General features: G+C 69.0%; 11 protein-coding genes. 8 read left to right on the top strand and 3 right to left on the bottom strand.

All coding sequences use genetic code 11. The features are described 5' to 3' along the window. Positions 1-97 precede the first annotated feature (97 nt). From AC1RL8_RS09160 to AC1RL8_RS09135, 6 genes are read left to right on the top strand one after another with little or no spacing between them, the layout of a single operon-like run. Positions 98-1,360 (top strand): dienelactone hydrolase family protein, encoded by a 1,263-nt coding sequence (locus tag AC1RL8_RS09160; protein WP_492685103.1) that lies wholly within the window; start codon positions 98-100, stop codon positions 1,358-1,360. Next, on the top strand, positions 1,357-2,322 hold the full coding sequence (locus tag AC1RL8_RS09155; protein WP_492685102.1) for a PDR/VanB family oxidoreductase: 966 nt from the start codon (positions 1,357-1,359) through the stop codon (positions 2,320-2,322). The genes AC1RL8_RS09160 and AC1RL8_RS09155 overlap by 4 nt, the downstream gene beginning before the upstream one ends. Positions 2,323-2,345: 23 nt before the next feature. Further along, a complete protein-coding gene (locus AC1RL8_RS09150; protein ID WP_492685101.1) occupies positions 2,346-3,701 on the top strand; it encodes an aromatic ring-hydroxylating dioxygenase subunit alpha in 1,356 nt (451 codons plus the stop codon). Then, positions 3,698-4,183 (top strand): aromatic-ring-hydroxylating dioxygenase subunit beta, encoded by a 486-nt coding sequence (locus AC1RL8_RS09145; protein ID WP_159277630.1) that lies wholly within the window; start codon positions 3,698-3,700, stop codon positions 4,181-4,183. Before AC1RL8_RS09150 ends, AC1RL8_RS09145 begins: the two co-directional genes overlap by 4 nt. Beyond that, positions 4,180-4,773, top strand: coding sequence for a cysteine hydrolase family protein (locus tag AC1RL8_RS09140; RefSeq protein WP_492685100.1), 594 nt, complete (start codon positions 4,180-4,182; stop codon positions 4,771-4,773). Before AC1RL8_RS09145 ends, AC1RL8_RS09140 begins: the two co-directional genes overlap by 4 nt. Further along, the gene (locus AC1RL8_RS09135) at positions 4,770-5,555 is read left to right on the top strand and encodes an SDR family oxidoreductase (protein ID WP_492685099.1); all 786 of its coding nucleotides are present in this window, start codon (positions 4,770-4,772) and stop codon (positions 5,553-5,555) included. Before AC1RL8_RS09140 ends, AC1RL8_RS09135 begins: the two co-directional genes overlap by 4 nt. A 7-nt stretch (positions 5,556-5,562) precedes the next feature. Here AC1RL8_RS09135 and AC1RL8_RS09130 read toward each other — a convergent pair whose 3' ends face one another. Beyond that, entirely contained in the window at positions 5,563-6,549 is a 987-nt protein-coding gene (locus AC1RL8_RS09130) for an AraC-like ligand-binding domain-containing protein (protein ID WP_492685098.1), read from the bottom strand. Positions 6,550-6,677: 128 nt separating this feature from the next. Here AC1RL8_RS09130 and gnd point away from each other — a divergent pair, with 128 nt between their 5' ends. After that, entirely contained in the window at positions 6,678-8,099 is a 1,422-nt protein-coding gene (gene gnd, locus AC1RL8_RS09125; RefSeq protein ID WP_492685097.1) for a decarboxylating NADP(+)-dependent phosphogluconate dehydrogenase, read from the top strand. Positions 8,100-8,115: 16 nt separating this feature from the next. On the opposite strand, the gene AC1RL8_RS09120 is transcribed toward gnd, so the two are convergent. Both AC1RL8_RS09120 and AC1RL8_RS09115 read right to left on the bottom strand, forming a co-directional pair. Continuing rightward, positions 8,116-8,625, bottom strand: a complete 510-nt coding sequence (locus AC1RL8_RS09120; protein ID WP_240531376.1) for a gluconokinase — start codon at positions 8,623-8,625, stop codon at positions 8,116-8,118. A gap of 113 nt (positions 8,626-8,738) precedes the next feature. Then, entirely contained in the window at positions 8,739-9,569 is an 831-nt protein-coding gene (locus tag AC1RL8_RS09115) for a helix-turn-helix transcriptional regulator (RefSeq protein ID WP_492685096.1), read from the bottom strand. A 286-nt stretch (positions 9,570-9,855) separates the two neighbouring features. On the opposite strand from AC1RL8_RS09115, the gene AC1RL8_RS09110 reads away from it, so the two are divergent. Next, positions 9,856-14,961 carry a DUF5801 repeats-in-toxin domain-containing protein gene (locus tag AC1RL8_RS09110; RefSeq protein ID WP_492685095.1) on the top strand — a complete coding sequence of 1,702 codons (5,106 nt, stop codon included), beginning with the start codon at positions 9,856-9,858 and terminating at the stop codon, positions 14,959-14,961. The last annotated feature ends 90 nt before the right edge of the window (positions 14,962-15,051 follow it).

Raw genomic sequence — 15,051 nt, 5'->3', positions numbered from 1 at the left:
TTTCGTGCGGCGCAAACCGCTGCACGAAATGGACAGACAGCAGGCCGGCGCGCTCCACAGAATCGCCGCCGACCCCACCACTTCAAGAGACGAACCGATGAGCGACACCATCGACATCCCGGCCGGCGACGGCACCCAGACCTTTCGCGGCTACCTGGCCCTGCCGGCCTCGGGGCGCGGCCCCGGCATCGTGCTGTGCCAGGAGATCTTCGGCGTCAATGCCTACGTGCGCGAGGTGGCCGACCTCTATGCGCAGGAAGGCTACGTGGTGCTCGCGCCCGACCTGTTCTGGCGCATGGAGCCCGGCGTCGATCTGGGCTACTCGCCCGAAGACTGGCAGCGCGCCTTCGGCTTCTTCCAGAAGTTCGACATCGAAGCCGGCGTGGCCGACGTCACGGCGAGCGTGAAGGCGCTGCGCGCGCACCCGGCCTGCACCGGCAAGGTCGGCGCGCTGGGCTTCTGCCTCGGCGGCAAGCTGGCCTACCTGGCCGCCGCGCACTCGGGCGTGGACGCGGCCGTGGGCTACTACGGCGTGGGCATCGAAGGCGCACTCGACCTCGTGCCGCAAATCGAATGCCCGATCGCCCTGCACTTCGCCGAGCTCGATCAGTTCTGCCCGCCCGAGGCCCGCGCCCAGGTGCTCGAAGCCTTCGCCGGCAAGCCCGATGCGCAGATGCATGTCTACCCCGGCGTCGACCATGCGTTTGCACGCACCGGCGGCGACCATTTCGACAAACCCTCCACGCTCATGGCGCACCAGCGCTCGATGGCGCTGTTCAAGGAGGCGATCGGCCCGGTGTACGACCTCTCGGCGCTGTGGGACAAGCACTGCGAGTACGAATTCGCCACGCGCGACGTGGTCGCCACCATGGCCACGATGGTGAACGAGCCCTACGTGAACCACATCCCGACCATGACCGGCGGCGTGGGCGCCAAGGAGCTGTCGCGCTTCTACAAGCACCACTTCATTCCGAGCACGCCGCCCGACACGCGGCTCACGCCCATCTCGCGCACGGTGGGCGCTACGCAGATCGTGGACGAGATACTGTTCAGCTTCACCCACACGGTCGAGATCGACTGGCTGCTCCCGGGCATCGCGCCCACCGGCAAGCCGGTGGAGATTCCGCTCGTGGCCATCGTGAAGTTCCGCGGCGACAAGCTCTACCACGAGCACATCTACTGGGACCAGGCCAGCGTTCTGGTGCAGATCGGCCTGCTCGATCCGAAGGGCCTGCCCGTGGCCGGCGCCGAGACGGCGCGCAAGCTGGTCGACGAAACGCAGCCGTCGAACACGCTGATGCCGTGCTGGGAAAAGTCGACCGGCCTCACCATCGCCGACCCGGCGCTGCCCCTGGGATGAGCAGCGCCGCCGACATGCTGGCGCTAGTCGTGGACGCGGTCACGCCGCTCACGCCGGCCATCAAGGCCTTCGTGCTGCGCTCGGCCGGCGGCGAGCCGCTGCCGCCGTTCGCGCCGGGCGCGCACCTGGGCGTGCAGGTGGTGCAGGCCAACGGCCATTCGGGCCAGCGCGCGTATTCGCTCGCCAAGCCGCACGACGGCTCCGACCGCTGCGAGATCGCCGTGCTGTGCGAGCCGCAGGGCGCGGGCGGCTCGGCCTGGATGCACGCGCTGCAACCCGGCACCGCGCTGGCCGCGCACGCACCGCGCAACGACTTCGCCTTGCACGCGGGCAGCGCGCCACCGCTGCTCATTGCCGGCGGCATCGGCATCACGCCGCTGCTGTGCATGGCGCGCTCGCTCGCGGCTGAAGCCCGCCCCTTCGAGTTCGTCTATGCCACGCGCAGCGAAGAAGCCACGGCCTACCTGCACGAGGTGCGCGCGCTCGGCGGCACCGTGGTGCACGACGGCGGCGACCCGGCACGCGGCCTCGACCTGCGCGCGCTGCTCGCCGCGCCCGTGCCCGGTCGCCACCTGCATGTGTGCGGCCCGCGCGGCATGGTGCAGGCCGTGGTCGACACCGCCCGCGCGCTCGGCTGGCCCGACGACCACGTGCACTTCGAACTCTTCGCCGGCGCCATCGAGCAGGCAGGCGACGCGCCCTTCGAGGTGCGCACGCTGCGCTCGGGCAAGACGCTGACCGTGGCGCCCGACCAGAGCCTGCTCGACGTGCTCATCGCCGCCGGCCTGGACCCGCTGTACGACTGCCGCCAGGGCGACTGCGGCGTGTGCGTGGTGGACGTGGTCGAGGGCGTGCCCGACCACCGCGACCACAACCTCAGTCCGCGCGAGAAGGCGGACGGCAAGACCCTGTGCACCTGCGTGTCGCGCGCCAAGACGCCGCACCTGGTGCTCGACATCTGATGACGTTTCAGGAGACCCACCCGATGAATTCCGTGATCCCCATCATCCCCATCGCGGCGACAAGCCCGATCGACATCCAGTCGCTCGTGCAGCCCGACCGCGTGCACAAGCGCGTCTACACCGACCCCGCCATCTTCGAGCTGGAGATGGACCGCGTGTTCGGCCAGGCCTGGATCTACATCGGCCACGAAAGCCAGGTGCCCAAGCCCGGCGACTACTTCACCACCCGCCTGGGCCGCGAGCCCGTGGTGATGGTGCGCCACACCGACGGCCAGGTGCACGTGATGTTCAACCGCTGCCCGCACAAGGGCGCCAAGCTCGTGCCCGACGGCAGCGGCAGCGCCGGCAAGTTCCTGCGCTGCCTGTACCACGGCTGGACCTTCAAGTGCGACGGCAGCCTGCTGTCGGTGCCGCTGCGCAGCGGCTACGAATGCACCGCGCTCGACCTGAAGGACCCGCAGTACGGTGTGCGCAAGGTGGCGCGCGTGGCTTCGCACCGCGGCTTCGTGTTCGCCAGCCTGTCGGAAGACGGACCTGATCTGAAGGAATTTTTGGGTGGCGTGGCCACGTCGCTCGACAACTTCTGCGACCGCGCCCCCGAGGGCGAAGTGGAAGTGGCTGGCGGCGTTCAGCGCGTGATCCAGCGCAACAACTGGAAGATCTTCTTCGAGAACCTGCACGACACCATCCACGCCGTGGCCACGCACGAGTCGTCGTGGCGCGCGGCCAAGGAAGAGCACGAGGCCATGCCGGCCGGCACGCCCAAGCCCTTCGAGGTGGTGATCGTCGACGGCAACGGCGAGCCGCTGGAGTTCTGGGAGAAGCTGGAGCTCAAGGGCTACGACCACGGCCACGGTTTCATGGAAGGCATCTTCGTGCCGCCGACCGATCCGGTGAGCCTGGCCTACGTGGCCTCGCTCGAAGCCGCGAAGGGCGCCGAACAGGCCGACGCGATCCTGCGCGTGAACCGGCACAACACCATCGTGTACCCGAGCTGTTCGCCGCACACCTCGTTCCAGCAGATCCGCGTGATCCGCCCGCTGTCGGTGGACCGCACGCTGGTCGAGATCTTCAGCTTCCGCCTGAAGGGTGCGCCCGAGGCCACCTTCCAGCGCACGCTCAAGTACACCAACATCGTCAACTCGCCCTCGTCGAACGTGATGCCCGACGACCTGGAGGCCTACAACCGCGTGCAGGAGGGCCTGGGCTCGGACGGTGGCGACTGGGTGAGCATGCACCGCGCCGCCGGGCGCGACCAGCCGCTGCCGGGCGGGCGCGCGTCCAACGGCAACAGCGAGATGCCCTCGCGCAACATGTTCGCGGCATGGGCCGGCTACATGGGCGTCGACACGGGCGTGCAAACCGGGAGCGCCGAATGAACTTCCGCGACTGGAACGAACAGCAAGACCTCACGCAGTTCCTGCACCACGAGGCGCGCCTGCTCGACGAGCACCGCTGGGACGAATGGCAGAAGCTCTTCACGCCCGACGGCCTGTACTGGGTGCCGCTGGTGCACGGCCAGGCCGACCACCTCAACCACGCCTCGCTGTTCTGCGAGGACGCCCTGCTGCGCTCGATGCGCGCGCGGCGGCTCGAGCAGGCCCGCGCCTACTCGCAGCAGCCGCCCACGCGCACCGTGCACGTGCTGGGCAACATCGCGCTCGAAGCACGCGACGACGCGGGCTGCACCGTGCGCTCGACCTTCCTGCTGCTGGAATGGCGCAAGACCGAACAGCGCACCTTCGGCGGCAGCGTGCTGCACACGCTGCGCCGCGCCGACGACGGCTGGCGCATCCAGACCAAGCGCGTCGACCTCGTGAACTGCGACGCGCCGCACGAAGCCCTGCAGGTGTTCCTGTGAAGGCCGCGCTGCTGGCGATGCACTACCAGAACGACGTGCTGCACGTCGACGGCAAGGTGCGCGTGGGCGTGGCCGCCGACGACCCGGCGCGCCCGCGCCTCATCGCCTCGGCCGCGCGGCTCATCGCCGGGGCGCGCGCGAACGGCGTGCCGGTGATCTTCGTGCGCATCGCCTTCGCGCCCGACTATTCGGACTGCCTGCGCAACTGCACGCTGTTCCGCCGCGTGGCCGAGAGCGGCGCGGTGCAGGAAGGCAGCTGGGGCGCGGGCTTCTACGACGAACTCGCGCCGCGGCCGGGCGAGGCCGTCGTCACCCACAAGCGCAACAACCCCTTCTGGGCCAGCGGGCTCGAAGAGGTGGTGCGCGCCACCGGCGCCAGTCGCCTGTACGTGGCCGGCATCGCGACCAACCACGTCGTCGAGCACGGCGCACGCCATGCGAGCGACCTGGGCTACGACGTGGCGGTGGTCGCCGACGCCTGCAGCACCGCACAGGCGCACCTGCAGGCGGCGAGCCTCGAAACCCTGGCGATGCTCGCGGACGTGGTGCGCGTGGACGACGCCATCGCGCAGATGGGAGGCCGGCCATGACGACGCTGCAAGGCAAGGTCGCGATCGTCACCGGCGCCGCCGCGCTGCTGGGCAGCGCCATCGTGCGCGCCTTCGTGCAGGCCGGCGCGCGCGTGGTGGCGGTCGACATCGACACGGCGCGCGGCGCCGCCTTGGCGGCCGACGTGGGCGCGGGCTGCCGCTTCGTCGCCTGCGACATCGCCTCGGACGACGCGCTCGATGCGCTCGTGACCGGCACGCTTCGCACCGAAGGCCGCATCGATTTCCTCATCAACAACGCGGTGGTCTACGGCGATGCGGGGCTGGATGCCGCGCGCGCCGACTGGCTGGGCGCGCTGAACGTCAACCTCGTCTCCGGCGCGATGCTCGTGCAGAAGACCGCCGACGCACTGGCCGCACACGGCGGCGCCATCGTGAACATGGGCAGCGTCGGCGGCAAGTTCGGCGCGGCGGGCCGGGCGCTGTACCCGGCGGCCAAGGCCGCCATCCTGCAGCTCACGCGCAACCAGGCCGCCACGCTGGCGCCGCGGGGCGTGCGGGTGAACTCGGTGTCGCCGGGCTGGACCTGGTCGGACGCGCTGTCGCGCATGACGAACGGCGACCGCACACGGGCCGACCGCGTCGGCGCGCCGATGCACCCGCTGGGCCGCGTGGGCGACGGCGACGACGTGGCGCAGGTGGTGCTGTTCCTGTGCTCGGACGCGGCGCGCTTCGTCACCGGTGCGGACATCCCGGTCGATGGCGGCTTCTCGATGCTGGGGCCGGACCAGGGGCGGTCGGCGCGCGACTGGTTCGGGGCGTAGCCGGCGTTCAGCCGCGCGACTGCCGCAGCGCCCCTGGCGTGCCGCCCAGGTGGCGGCGGCACAGGCGCACGAAGTGCGAGGCGTCGGCCAGCCCGACGCGCAGGCCGATCTGCGCCACGCTCAGGCGGTCGAAGCGCGCATCGGCCAGCATGCGCTGCGCCACCTGCATGCGGCAGGCGGCCAGCGCGTTGGCGAAAGTGGTGGTGCCATCCCCTGCCCCTTCCGCGAGGCAGCGGTGCAGGCTGCGCTCCGAAATGCCGAGCCCCTGCGCCACGGCCGCGGCCGTGAGGCCCGGCTCGGCATGGCGTTCGCGCGTGGCGTCGAGCACGCGCTGGCGCAAGGCGGCGCGGCCACAGGCGTCGGGCACCGCCACGCCGGGGCCGAGCGCCAGGGCCAGCAGGCCGCCGAGCTGGTCGGCCAGCAGCGCCGCCGGCAGCGGCGGCCGCAGGGCCACCTCGGGCGACAGCGCCTGCGCGAAGCCACTGAGCGCCGCGCCCCAGCCGCTGTGGCCGTCGATGCGGCGTGCCACGTGGTCGCCGGCATCGGGCAGCCACGACTCGACCCACGCGGTCGGCAGCTCGATCGACACCGTGTCGGCCGACTGCTGCAGGTGGAAGGCGTAGCAGCGCCGCGAATCGACCAGCACCGCGTCGCCGGGCAGCAGGCGCGCCGAGCGCTCTTCCTGCACCGCGACCCAGGGCGAGTCGGCCTTGCACAGCAGGTAGTAGAAGTTGTGGCGGCTGTGGGCGATGGCGCGGCGCGTGCGGTACACGTCCTGCGCGCTGCCGCGCACCCGGTTCACGTGCAGCGGCCCCAGCGGCGCGGATTCGAGCGAGGCGCCGAAGCCACCGGCAAGCGGGCTGGTCACGTCCATCTCGAGAAAGCCTTCGCAGACTGCGCCGATCCAGTAGTCCAGCCGCTGCGGCGGCGGCACGGTGTCGGTCGACCAGGTGTGGATCGCAGCAGGGGCTGCGGGCATGGCGGCGGAAGTCATCCCGCCAACATAGCCAGCCCGGGCCCGTTTGCCAAGCGGGTATAGACGCCCTCCGACGCCGCGCCGCGCAGGCGCCCGGCACAATGGCCCGCTTCATCCACCGCACACGCACGAAGGGCCCGGCACACATGAGCAAGCAAAGCGATTTCGGATTGATCGGCCTGGCCGTGATGGGGCAGAACCTGGTGCTGAACGTGGAAAGCCGCGGCTTCCAGGTCAGCGTCTACAACCGCACCGAGGCCACCACCGAGGCCTTCATGGCCGCCCACCCCGGCAAGCAGCTGGTGGGCGCGAAGACGCTCGAAGAATTCGTCCAGAGCCTGGCCAAGCCCCGCAAGATCCAGATCATGGTGAAGGCCGGCGCGCCGGTCGACCAGGTGATCGAGCAGCTCATTCCGCTGCTCGACAAGGACGACATCGTCATCGACGGCGGCAACAGCCTGTACACCGACACCGAACGCCGCGACGCCTACCTTGCGAGCAAGGGCCTGCGCTTCATCGGCGCGGGCGTGTCGGGCGGCGAGGAAGGCGCGCGCAAGGGGCCGTCGATCATGCCGGGCGGCCCGGCGTCGACCTGGGAGGTGATGAAGCCGATCTTCGAGAGCATCGCGGCCAAGGTGGACGGCGAGCCCTGCGTGATCCACATCGGCCCGGGCGGCGCGGGGCACTACGTGAAGATGGTGCACAACGGCATCGAGTACGGCGACATGCAGCTGATCTGCGAGGCCTACAGCCTGTTCAAGGCCGCCGGCTTCACGACCGATGAGATGGCCGCGATCTTCAACGAATGGAACGAGGGCGAGCTGCAGAGCTACCTGATCCAGATCACCGCCAAGGCGCTCGAGCAGAAAGACCCGGAAACCGGCCAGCCGGTGGTCGACCTCATTCTGGACAAGGCCGGCCAGAAGGGCACGGGCCAGTGGACGCTGCTGAACGCGGCCGAGAACGCGGTGGTCATCAGCACCATCAACGCCGCCGTCGAGGCGCGCGTGCTGTCGTCGCAGAAGAAGCAGCGCGTGGCGGCCAGCCAGCTGCTGCAGGGGCCGAAGATCGCACTGTCGCTGGAGAAAAAGGCGCTGGTGGCCAAGGTGCACGACGCGCTCTATGCCTCGAAGGTCATCAGCTATACGCAGGGCTTCGACCTGATCCAGACGATGGGCGAGAAGAAAGGCTGGCAGCTCGACCTGGGCGGCATCGCCTCGATCTGGCGCGGCGGCTGCATCATCCGCGCGCGCTTTTTGAACCGCATCACCGACGCCTTCCGCCGCGACCCGGCGCTGGGCAACCTGATGCTCGATCCGTTCTTTCAAAACCTGCTGAACCGCACGCAGCAGAACTGGCGCGAGGTGGTGGCGCTGGCGGTCAGTAACGGCATCCCGGTGCCGGCCTTCAGCGCGTCGCTGGCCTACTACGACAGCTACCGCACGGCGCGTCTGAGCGCGAACCTGCTGCAGGCGCAGCGCGATTTCTTCGGGGCGCACACGTACGAGCGGGTCGACAAGCCCGAAGGCCAGTTCTTCCACACGGACTGGCCCGAAGTCATCGAGTAAGGAAGGCGCTCGCCCTTCAGCCGGCGTCGGCCAGCCAGTCGCGCACCACGCCGACCGACTGCGCCAGCGGCGCCGTCGCATCCACCGCCAGCACGCCGGCCTCGCCCACCGGCGATTCGAGCGTGGCGAACTGGTTGGCCACGAGGCTGGCCGGGAACATGTGCAGCCCGGCGCCCGCGCGCGCGGCCACGCGGCGCTCGGCCTCGGCGCGGTCGATCTGCATGAACACGAAGCGCAGGCCCGGCGCGGCGGCGCGCAACTGGTCGCGGTAGCTGCGCTTGAGCGCGGAGCAGGTCATGACGGCGCCCTGCGGCGCGTCGGCCAGGGCGCGGCCCAGCGTGGCCAGCCAGCCGGCGCGGTCGGCGTCGGTGAGCGCGATGCCGCGGCTCATCTTGTCGACGTTGGCGGGCGGATGGTGGTCATCGCCCTCGATCAGCGGCAGCCCGAACGCGGTGGCCAGCGCCGCGCCCATGCTGGACTTGCCGCAGCCCGAAACCCCCATCACCACGAGCCAGACCCTGTTCATGCGCACCCTTGACCTTTGTTGAAGCTGACAGGCGCGTGCCGGAGCCGGCACGCGCGGTCACGAATCTACCGCGTCGGCGCCCGGGTGGGCGCAAAGCCGATGCCGGCCACGGGTCAGACGAGGTGCCAGCGCCGGCTGTGCGGCCCCTGCTTCGCGAACACGTGCGCAAGGTGCTTCTTGACCGTGTTGACGCTGATGCCGAGCCGCTCGGCGATCTGCTTGTTGGTCATGTCCCGGTGCATGAGCGACAGCACCTCGTCTTCCCGTGCAGTCAGCCGGAGGGCCGGCGTGGCACCGCCGGACGCCGACCGCCCGCCGCTGGCCTTCGCGCGCAGCACGCACAGGTACAGCGCCTGCACCACCGGCCCCGGAAAGCCCAGGGTACCCGCCAGCACGGCGTCCAGCGATTGCGCGAACTGCTCGGCGCTCGCGGCCCACTCGACGCTGCCGCGCGCCTGGCTGCGGAGCGCGGCATCCAGGCCCTGCGGGGACGGCGCCTCCCAGCCGAGGAGCCAGTCGGTGGCGGGAAAGCGGCGGCGCAGACCGTCCAGGCTGGCGACGCTCTCCGGCGCCATCAGCGCGATGTCCACCAGCAGCAGACGAGGCGCCTGCGGCCGGCAGCGGGCTTCCAGCTCGAAGAGGCTGTTCACCTGCACGCACGCGACCTCGTACACCCGCCCGGCCCGCTGCCGCGAGGCCAGCAGGCCCTGCCCGAACCGCGGTGACGCGCGGCCGGTGCCGGTGGCGACAAGCACCGGCACGCGGAGGTCGGCCGCAGGGCAAGGGAGGTCGGGGAACGCCGGTTGAAAACAGTCCGATGCCAACAGCGCGGGTGGCACGGAGGGCGCGAACGGCGACAGGGGACGCAAGCCCTGCATGAACGGCAGCGGGTCTGCGTTCCACGCAGGTTCCAGCCCAGCAGACGGCAGTGGGACTTGTTCCATGGTTTCCCTCCGAGGTGCCTATTGGGAGGCAGCCGGAGCTTAATGATAAAGACCACAAATTCCTGCAGACAGGTCTGCCGACCTCGCAAGGTATCAAAGGGTAAGGGCGCGCGATCGGCGCGGCGCATCACCCAATGGGTGACAACTTTTATCCTATGGACAGGGCGCAGCCCGGCGGTTCAGCATTCCTCTTTGCTGATATGTGAACGTGGTTGATCGCCAGTGCATGCAGGTCAATCGGGAGCACTGATTCCAGTCGGCGCATCTTTTCAACCAAGGAGTTCCCATGGCTGCGCTCAACCTGACGGCCGGCTCGACCGTCACCCTGGATGAATCCGCCAATTTGCAGAACCTTGCCGCTACTCCCGCTGCCGCCGGCGACAGTAACGACAATGACATCTCCGCAAGTTCGCTGCCCACCGCCTTCAGCACCCGCCTGACGGCCCAAGGCGTCGGCACCGCCATCAACGCGGCGTTGAGTGGCTACAACGGGACCAACACCGGCACCAACGCCTTCACGTTCAGCGTGACGGGCACGGTCACCGACATGTCCTTCACGGACGCGAACGGCGCGCCGCTCAATGGCCTGGACAGCGGCCTCAATACGGCCGACGGCGAAGACATCTTCCTGTACACCGACGCGACCAACAACAACGTCGTCTACGGAAAGACCGCCCTCAATGCCGTCGTGTTCGCCGCCTACCTGGAAGAGACGGGCAGCCCGGTGAACGGCGCCAAGATCTGGACCGTCCAGTACGAAGCGATGTCGAACCCCGACGCGGCCAACGCCGACGATCCGATCGACCTGACGGACAAGGTCTTCGTCAGCGTCAGCCAGGACACGGAGTTCAACCTCGAGGACGCGCCCTCCGGCCAGAACCTGTTCCTGATGTTCACGACCGGCAGTCCGACCATCGTCGATGGCCGCATCTCCAACGTGTCGATCATCGCGACCGGCAAGGACCCGGCCAACCAGTCCGGCGCCAACCCCAACAGCACCGCCGACGACATCAACATCTCGACCGGCGACACGATCAACACCAGCAAGGCGGGCGGGCCGACCACGTTCGGCACCAACAGCCAGATGATCACCGAGCAGGAAGGCATCCGCTTCACGTTCGTGACGGGTGCCCGGGCGGACGTCACCATTCCGAACCTGGACCAGAACGAGGCCGACCTGGAGTCGAACATCGACTTCACCGGCATGTTCGGCGCGAGGACCGCCGACTTCGACGTGGTGCAGCTGCAAAGCGGCAAGAGTGCCCAGGTCAAGATCTCGGCCTTCAGCACGGCGGCGGAGTCCGGCAACAGCTTCATCGACGGCTATGCAGGCGACGCGACGGTGGCGATCACCAGCGTGCGCGTGCTCAATTCCGTCACCGGGGCCGTGCTCGAAACCTTCTCGGCCGGTGCCGAAGGCGGACTGAGTTCGAGCCTTGCCATCAGCATCACCGGCGGCGTCGCGACCATCACCGGCGTCGTGGCCGGCCAGTCGATCGAATACACGACGTCGGCGGACCACAACCGCGTGCTCATCGAAAACGGGGCGGCCCTCAATGCCTCGGGCAACACGCACGCGGACTTCGACATCGGGGGCTTCCGGCTGCTGCGGTCGTCCACCGCCACGGCGCAGATCGGCTCGCAGATGATCTTCGAGGACGACGGGCCGAGCATCGCGGTGACCGACACGGCGCCCCCTGACGCATTGACGGTGGACGAGAGCGCCCTGGCCACCAACGCGTCGGCGAGCTTCGCCGACAACTTCACCAGCACGCCGAGCTACGGCGCGGACGGCGCAGGCACGGTCAGCAGCACCTACGCGCTGAGCCTGAAGACCAGCGGCGCGGACTCCGGGCTGGACGACGTGGCCACCGGCAACAGCGTGTTCCTGTTCCTCAACGCCTCGGGCGTCGTCGAGGGGCGCCAGGGCACGGACGCCGCGGCGGCCGCCACGGGCGACATTGTCTTCACGGTGAGCGTCAACGCCGCCGGCACGGTCACGCTCGACCAGGTGCGTGCGATCGTGCATCCGAACACCGCCAACCCGGACGATTCGAAGACGCTCGCCGCAGCCGACCTGATCGTGCTGACGCGCACCGACACCATCACCGACAGGGACGGCGACCCGAACACGGGTTCGGACTTCCTCAACATCGGCCAGGCCCTGAACTTCGAGGACGACGGACCGAGCATCACGGTGGCCGACACGGCACCGCCCGACGCATTGACGGTGGATGAGAGCGCCCTGGCCACCAACGCATCGGCCAGCTTTGCAGACAACTTCTCCAGCACGCCGACCTATGGCGCGGACGGCGCAGGCACGACCAGCAGCGCCTACGCGCTCAGCGTCAAGAGCGCGGGCATCGCCTCGGGCCTCGTCGACACCCTGACGAACCAGAGCGTGGTGCTGACCGTCAACGCCGGCGTGGTCGAGGGGCGTACCGCCATCAGCGGTGCGCTGGTCTTCACCGTCAGCGTGGACGCTGCGGGCCTCGTCACGCTCGACCAGCAGCGCGCCGTCGTGCACCCGGACGCCACCAACCCGGACGACTCGAAGACGCTGGCCGCGGCCGACCTGATCGTGCTGACGCGCACCGACACCATCACCGACAAGGACGGCGACCAGAACACCGGGTCGGACTTCCTCAACATCGGCCAGGCCCTGAACTTCGAGGACGATGGGCCGAGCATCGTGGTGGCCGACACGGCATCGCCTGACACGTTGACAGTGGATGAAACTGCCCTGGCCACCAACGCCTCGGCCAGCTTCGCCGACAACTTCTCCAGCACGCCAACCTACGGCGCGGACGGCGCAGGCACGGTCACCAGCGCCTATGCGCTGAGCGTCAAGAGCGCGGGCGTCGCCTCGGGCCTCGTCGACACCCTGACGAACCAGAGCGTGGTGCTGACCGTCAACGCCGGCGTGGTCGAAGGGCGTACCGCCATCAGCGGTGCGCTGGTCTTCACCGTCAGCGTGGACGCTGCGGGCCTCGTCACGCTCGACCAGCAGCGCGCCGTCGTGCATCCGGACGCCACCAACCCGGACGACTCGAAGACGCTCGCCGCGGCCGACCTGATCGTGCTGACGCGCACCGACACCGTCACTGACAAGGACGGCGACCAGAACACGGGCTCGGATTTCCTGAACATCGGCCAGGCCTTGAACTTCGAGGACGACGGCCCGAGCATCACGGTGGCCGACACGGCGGCCGCCGATCCACTGACGGTGGACGAAACCATCCTGGCCACCAACGCATCGGCCAGCTTCGCCGACAACTTCACCAGCACGCCGACCTACGGCGCGGACGGCGCCGGCACGGTCACCAGCGCCTACGCGCTGAGCGTCAAGAGCGCGGGCGTTGCCTCGGGCCTGGTCGACACGCTCAGCAACCAGAGCGTGGTGTTGACCCTCACCGCCGGCGGCGTGGTCGAAGGGCGCACGGCCGGCAGCGGATTGCTGGTCTTCACCGTCAGCGTGAACGCCGCGGGCCTCGTCACGCTCGACCAGCAGCGCGCCGTCGTGCACCCGGACGCCACCAACCCGGACGACTCGAAGACGCTCACTGCAGCCGACCTGATAGTGCTGACCCGCACCGACACCATCACCGACAAGGACGGCGACCAGAACACGGGCTCGGACTTCCTCAACATCGGCCAGGCCCTGAACTTCGAGGACGACGGACCGACCATCGTGGCCCGCAGCGACCTCATCTACGCGAACACCAGCAACCCGTCGCCCGGCGGCACCGGCACCTTCGACTACGAGATCGGCGCCGACGCGCGGTCGAGCTACAGCGTCTCCAACTCCGACTTTTCAGCGATCACACTGACCGGCACGGTGGGCAATGCGGCGATCACCAGCCCGACGGTGACCTGGACTGCCGAGACGGCGACGGGCGCCTCGTTCGCCGTGAGCTTCAGCTACAAGCCGGACCCGGGCTCGGCCACCACCACCAACGCGACCGGCACGCTGAGCTTCGACAAGGTGAACGGCACCTACTCGCTCGCGCTGAATGCGCCCATCGCGGGCTTCAACACCGTCTCGACCGGCCAGGCGCTGGGCTTCACCGGCTACACGGTGGGCACATCGACGGTCGACCAGACGCAGCCCGACGTGTCGGTGGCCCAGTTGAGCAGCAACTTCTTCGTGCAGTTCACCGGCTACAGCGAGCCGGGCGGCGGCACCGGTGCCAACAACATCCAGGCGATCGCTCCGGCAGCCCCGTTGGGCACGGCCAACGGAACCGCCTTCGTGAACGGCGAGCTGTTCAAGCAGGCAGGGACGTGGGTGAGTGTGTCCAACCTGGCCAACGGCGTGGCGGGCGACACCATCCAGCAGGGCGAGGTGCTGGACCTCGACTTCTTCGCCGCGAACCCGTTCGGCTTCACGACCGCGACGCCGACCACGCAGGCCGCCGGCATGTTCCTCAAGTTCGACGGCATCGGCAGCGAGGACCTGGTGCTCGTGCTCAAGCTGGTGGACCCGGACGACGGCAGCCGCACGACGAAGGCCATCATCATCGACAACGCCGACATCATCAAATCCGGCGGCACCATTCCGGCCCCGTACAGCATCTCGCTGGACAACAACGACGGCGCGGTCATCATCGAGTCGAACGACTTCAACACCGGCACCGAGAACTACGTCATCGAAGGGGCGCAACTGCTGGTGTCGACCGAAGGCGTGACGGGCACGGCCATCAACCTCAATGCGCTGACCGGGGCCGGCGGCAACAGCACCACGCTGCAGGAATTCTCGGGAACACCCGGCACGGCCAACCCCGAAGCGGCCACGTCCGACAACGACGTCATCAAGATCTCGGACATCGGGTTCGTCACGCTCAACAGCGGCCAGCTCGACGCCAACCTGCAGTTCTCGCTGGCGGTCAAGGACGCCGATGGCGACGCCACCGCGACGCAGGTGCTGGACGTCGGCATCGTCGGCGGCACCGCCTTCACCGGCGGTGCGGACAACGAAGCGATCCAGGGCAGCGCGGGCAACGACACGCTCAACGGCGGCGGCGGCAACGACACGCTGACCGGCGGACTGGGCAAGGACTCGCTCACCGGGGGCGATGACAACGATATCTACGACTTCAATGCCGTGGCCGAGAGTGCGGCCGGTGCGAACAGGGACGTGGTCACCGGATTCATGAGCGGTGCGGACACGCTCGACCTGTCGGGCATCGACGCCATTTCGGGCAACGCGAACGCGGACGACGCCTTCAGCTACCTCGGCGATGCAGCGTTCACCAACGTGGCCGGACAGCTGAGGTTCGACGTCGCCACCCAGACGCTGCAGGCCGATATCGACGGCAACGGCACCGCCGACTTCGAAGTGCAACTGGTGGGTGTCGTGGCGCCGCCACCGCTGGACGACTTCTTCATGTAGGCCCGGGCATTGCGTTGAAGCGAGGGCGGCCCTATCGACCGCCCTCGTCAGCCGCAGCGGTCCGAGCCGGGGCGGGGCGCGTCAGCGTTG

This window comes from Variovorax sp. GW822-FHT04E09, from assembly GCF_058800845.1.
The sequence above is the reverse complement of the archived record's forward strand: the minus strand, read 5'-3'. Positions and strand labels throughout refer to the sequence as shown.

Bases quoted from the DNA above. Each gene is read 5' to 3' on its own strand.
- AC1RL8_RS09160 (WP_492685103.1), top strand. From the start codon at position 98: ATGAGCGACACCATCGACATCCCGGCCGGCGACGGCACCCAGACCTTT.
- AC1RL8_RS09155 (WP_492685102.1), top strand. From the start codon at position 1,357: ATGAGCAGCGCCGCCGACATGCTGGCGCTAGTCGTGGACGCGGTCACG.
- AC1RL8_RS09150 (WP_492685101.1), top strand. From the start codon at position 2,346: ATGAATTCCGTGATCCCCATCATCCCCATCGCGGCGACAAGCCCGATC.
- AC1RL8_RS09145 (WP_159277630.1), top strand. From the start codon at position 3,698: ATGAACTTCCGCGACTGGAACGAACAGCAAGACCTCACGCAGTTCCTG.
- AC1RL8_RS09135 (WP_492685099.1), top strand. From the start codon at position 4,770: ATGACGACGCTGCAAGGCAAGGTCGCGATCGTCACCGGCGCCGCCGCG.
- AC1RL8_RS09130 (WP_492685098.1), bottom strand. From the start codon at position 6,549: ATGACTTCCGCCGCCATGCCCGCAGCCCCTGCTGCGATCCACACCTGG.
- gnd (WP_492685097.1), top strand. From the start codon at position 6,678: ATGAGCAAGCAAAGCGATTTCGGATTGATCGGCCTGGCCGTGATGGGG.
- AC1RL8_RS09120 (WP_240531376.1), bottom strand. From the start codon at position 8,625: ATGAACAGGGTCTGGCTCGTGGTGATGGGGGTTTCGGGCTGCGGCAAG.
- AC1RL8_RS09115 (WP_492685096.1), bottom strand. From the start codon at position 9,569: ATGGAACAAGTCCCACTGCCGTCTGCTGGGCTGGAACCTGCGTGGAAC.
- AC1RL8_RS09110 (WP_492685095.1), top strand. From the start codon at position 9,856: ATGGCTGCGCTCAACCTGACGGCCGGCTCGACCGTCACCCTGGATGAA.